General features: G+C 40.3%; 5 protein-coding genes and 2 pseudogenes. 5 read left to right on the top strand and 2 right to left on the bottom strand.

Annotated elements, in window-relative coordinates; translation table 11 throughout:
* The 5 genes and pseudogenes from THEPK_RS13030 to THEPK_RS13035 all read left to right on the top strand — a co-directional run.
* Positions 1 to 177: pseudogene (locus THEPK_RS13030) on the top strand (IS982 family transposase); the annotation flags it as partial.
* 38 nt (positions 178 to 215) lie between these two features.
* Positions 216 to 794, top strand: coding sequence for a hypothetical protein (locus THEPK_RS05520; protein WP_042699323.1), 579 nt, complete (start codon positions 216 to 218; stop codon positions 792 to 794).
* 10 nt (positions 795 to 804) lie between these two features.
* Positions 805 to 1,365: a hypothetical protein gene (locus THEPK_RS05525; RefSeq protein WP_042699326.1), complete on the top strand. Its 561-nt coding sequence runs from the start codon at positions 805 to 807 to the stop codon at positions 1,363 to 1,365.
* A gap of 58 nt (positions 1,366 to 1,423) precedes the next feature.
* Positions 1,424 to 2,125 carry an IS6 family transposase gene (locus THEPK_RS05530; protein ID WP_042699329.1) on the top strand — a complete coding sequence of 234 codons (702 nt, stop codon included), beginning with the start codon at positions 1,424 to 1,426 and terminating at the stop codon, positions 2,123 to 2,125.
* Positions 2,092 to 2,286, top strand: a complete 195-nt coding sequence (locus tag THEPK_RS13035) for a hypothetical protein (RefSeq protein ID WP_042699332.1) — start codon at positions 2,092 to 2,094, stop codon at positions 2,284 to 2,286. Before THEPK_RS05530 ends, THEPK_RS13035 begins: the two co-directional genes overlap by 34 nt.
* A 133-nt stretch (positions 2,287 to 2,419) precedes the next feature.
* On the opposite strand, the gene THEPK_RS05535 is transcribed toward THEPK_RS13035, so the two are convergent.
* Positions 2,420 to 2,614, bottom strand: a complete 195-nt coding sequence (locus tag THEPK_RS05535; protein ID WP_042699332.1) for a hypothetical protein — start codon at positions 2,612 to 2,614, stop codon at positions 2,420 to 2,422.
* A pseudogene (locus tag THEPK_RS13040) lies at positions 2,581 to 2,687 on the bottom strand (IS6 family transposase); the annotation flags it as partial. The gene THEPK_RS05535 and the pseudogene THEPK_RS13040, both read right to left, overlap by 34 nt.

Consider the following 2,687-nt stretch of genomic DNA (forward strand, 5'->3'; position numbering starts at 1 on the left):
TACAAGTACTTGTCTGACTTTCGCAGGAGGATTGAGACTTTGTTTTCGAAGTTTTCTGAGTTTCTTCTGAGGCCGAGCAGGAGTGTTAGTTTGAGGGGGTTGGCTGTCAGGATTTTAGGGGCGATTCTGGCCGTGAATCTGGACAGATTATACAACTTCACAGGTGGTGGGAACTAGGGTAAATATTATTGCAATATTTTGATGGGGGTGCAAGCATGAAAAGATTGCTTGCACTACTTATTGGATTGTTACTAATTGCTGTAGGGATACAACAAGTAATAGCTGATGGCAGTTGTACAGATTGTAATTGGGCACCAAGCTCGTGGACTTCTGTTAGCGTAATTATTTATCCAGATTCTCCAAATTATGCAGAAACACAGCAAAGTTTTGTTTGGTATTACGAAAATTTAGAGGCATTTTTGGCACTAGATGCATATTATCAATACGAAATTAGAAGAGATAGGGATGTCTGGGACTATATGACAATTGGGGAGTGGGGAGATATAATCGTCGTGGGTTCTTACTGGACTACACTTCCAAACCCTACTGATACATGGACAGAAGAAGCAGACTCTGGAGGAGATGAGGAGTTCGAACTTAAAATACTAAGCCCTGAAGACCTTAGTCCAGACACTTGGTACGTTGTGTATGTAGAATTCTGGAGGGATCCGGAGGATAGGGGGACCACTTTCACTTTATGGAGCGAGTCCGAATATTGTGGCAGAGGTTGGCCATTCTGTGACTTTGGGAGACTTGATTGGTGTGTAATGACTGAACAAACTGAAGGAGCTTGAGGTGATGAAAATGAGAAAAACCATAATATTGGGAGTATTTGCTGTGCTATTAATAGTATCATCGACATTGTTGCTTGAAGCTTCATCTCTACGAAACACAAGTAGTATCCCGGAGACTGTTATTCCATACAGTAAGAATATGGGAGTCCTAAAACTTCAACATGAGGTTGTTTTGGTTAGAAATGGTTACTTTGCTGTTATTCCAAATGTGACCAGTAAGGAGGAACTTCTTGCTTTCGTTCAACAGAACAAAGAACGTTTGAATAGCTTAAGAGATGGAGAGGTTGTTAGTGCTACAATTACGTTTAAGAGACCCCTTAGGAAGTCAGAGTTACTGAGGCTTTTAGGAAATAACGTTAAAATTATTGCAGTGAGATATAAATCATATCCTAAAGGCATTGGTCAGATGCCATACCCTATGGAAGTAAATGAGTCGAAGGAACTAGAGCATCTAGAAGAAAAGTTGAGAGTAGAACTCAAGGAGAAAAGTGGAATCAAGGAATTTAGATTAATTGAAGGCTTTATTTCGGCAAAAGTTATTGCACCAAAAGAGGAGATACTGTCAGGATAAGCAGTGGGGCGTCAGGTTTAAATCCCAGACACTACCACAGAAAAAGAAAGGGGGGAACATGCAAGCCGAAACCATTATCAACCGATTAATTTCAGCCTTAAAACCTTTTCGCCGAAACAAAATCCCACCAGAAAAGAAAATCAGGGCAATAACCCTGTACCTAAACGGCTTAAGCTACAGGCAAACCGCCAGAATCCTCGGAATCAGCCACACAACCGTCTGGGAAGCCATTCAAAAAATAGCAGAAGCAGTTTACAAGCCAAAAATCCTCGCAGTCAAAAAACAGCGAAACTTCATCGCAGTTGACGAAACAGTAATAAAAATCAACGGGAAGAAAAGATACCTCTGGGCTGCAATTGACGTTGAGAGCAAGGAAGTTTTAGCAGTCTGGATTACGACTGTTAGAAACTGGTGGGTTGCCAGGGATTTCATTCTGGTTGTTTTAAAGTCGTGTGAAGGGCAGCCTGTCTTTCTGGTTGACAGGGCGAGCTGGTATAAGTCTGCTTTTAAGAGTTTGAGGTTGGGTTATCTGCATGTGACTTTCGGGCCGAGGAACAGTGTTGAGCGCTGGTTTAGGACGTTGAAGGAGAGGACGAAGCGTTTCTGGAATAATTTCAGGGGTAAAGACTGGAGGAGAGTTCATAGGTTTGTTTTTCTGTTTGCCTTCTGGTATAATTTTGTCAGAATTCATTCTAGGTTTGATAGGCCTCCGGGTGATGTTATTGAATGGCTTCAGGAGGTGATGCCCCAGTTATCCTGACAATATCAAAAGAGGAATTGGTAAGAATTTTAAAGTCAAAGGATGTCTTTGATGTTAACATTGGACCAAGAGACATTGCAGAAGAACATGGGACAAAACAAATGATAATTGAAGATATCTGGTGGTATTATGAGAAATATGTTCTTGGTCAGAAAAGGTAACTTTTTATTTTTTATTCCAATGTTCGGGATTTAAAGCTACGGAAGTGTTAGTAAGGTGATAATTATGCGAACGGTCACCATACTAACACTTCCGTAGCTTTAAATCCCGAACATTGGAATAAAAAATAAAAAGTTACCTTTTCTGACCAAGAACATATTTCTCATAATACCACCAGATATCTTCAATTATCATTTGTTTTGTCCCATGTTCTTCTGCAATGTCTCTTGGTCCAATGTTAACATCAAAGACATCCTTTGACTTTAAAATTCTTACCAATTCCTCTTTTGATATTGTCAGGATAACTGGGGCATCACCTCCTGAAGCCATTCAATAACATCACCCGGAGGCCTATCAAACCTAGAATGAATTCTGACAAAATTATACCAGAAGGCAAACAGAA

Origin of the sequence: Thermococcus sp. PK (assembly GCF_000430485.1) — an archaeon.
In the GTDB taxonomy this organism is placed as follows: Archaea; Methanobacteriota_B; Thermococci; order Thermococcales; family Thermococcaceae; genus Thermococcus_A; species Thermococcus_A bergensis.

What these genes read in the sequence shown, in the direction of transcription:
- THEPK_RS05525 (WP_042699326.1), top strand. Translation starts at nt 805, where the DNA reads ATGAGAAAAACCATAATATTGGGAGTATTTGCTGTGCTATTAATAGTA.
- THEPK_RS13035 (WP_042699332.1), top strand. Translation starts at nt 2,092, where the DNA reads ATGGCTTCAGGAGGTGATGCCCCAGTTATCCTGACAATATCAAAAGAG.
- THEPK_RS05535 (WP_042699332.1), bottom strand. Translation starts at nt 2,614, where the DNA reads ATGGCTTCAGGAGGTGATGCCCCAGTTATCCTGACAATATCAAAAGAG.
- THEPK_RS05530 (WP_042699329.1), top strand. Translation starts at nt 1,424, where the DNA reads ATGCAAGCCGAAACCATTATCAACCGATTAATTTCAGCCTTAAAACCT.
- THEPK_RS05520 (WP_042699323.1), top strand. Translation starts at nt 216, where the DNA reads ATGAAAAGATTGCTTGCACTACTTATTGGATTGTTACTAATTGCTGTA.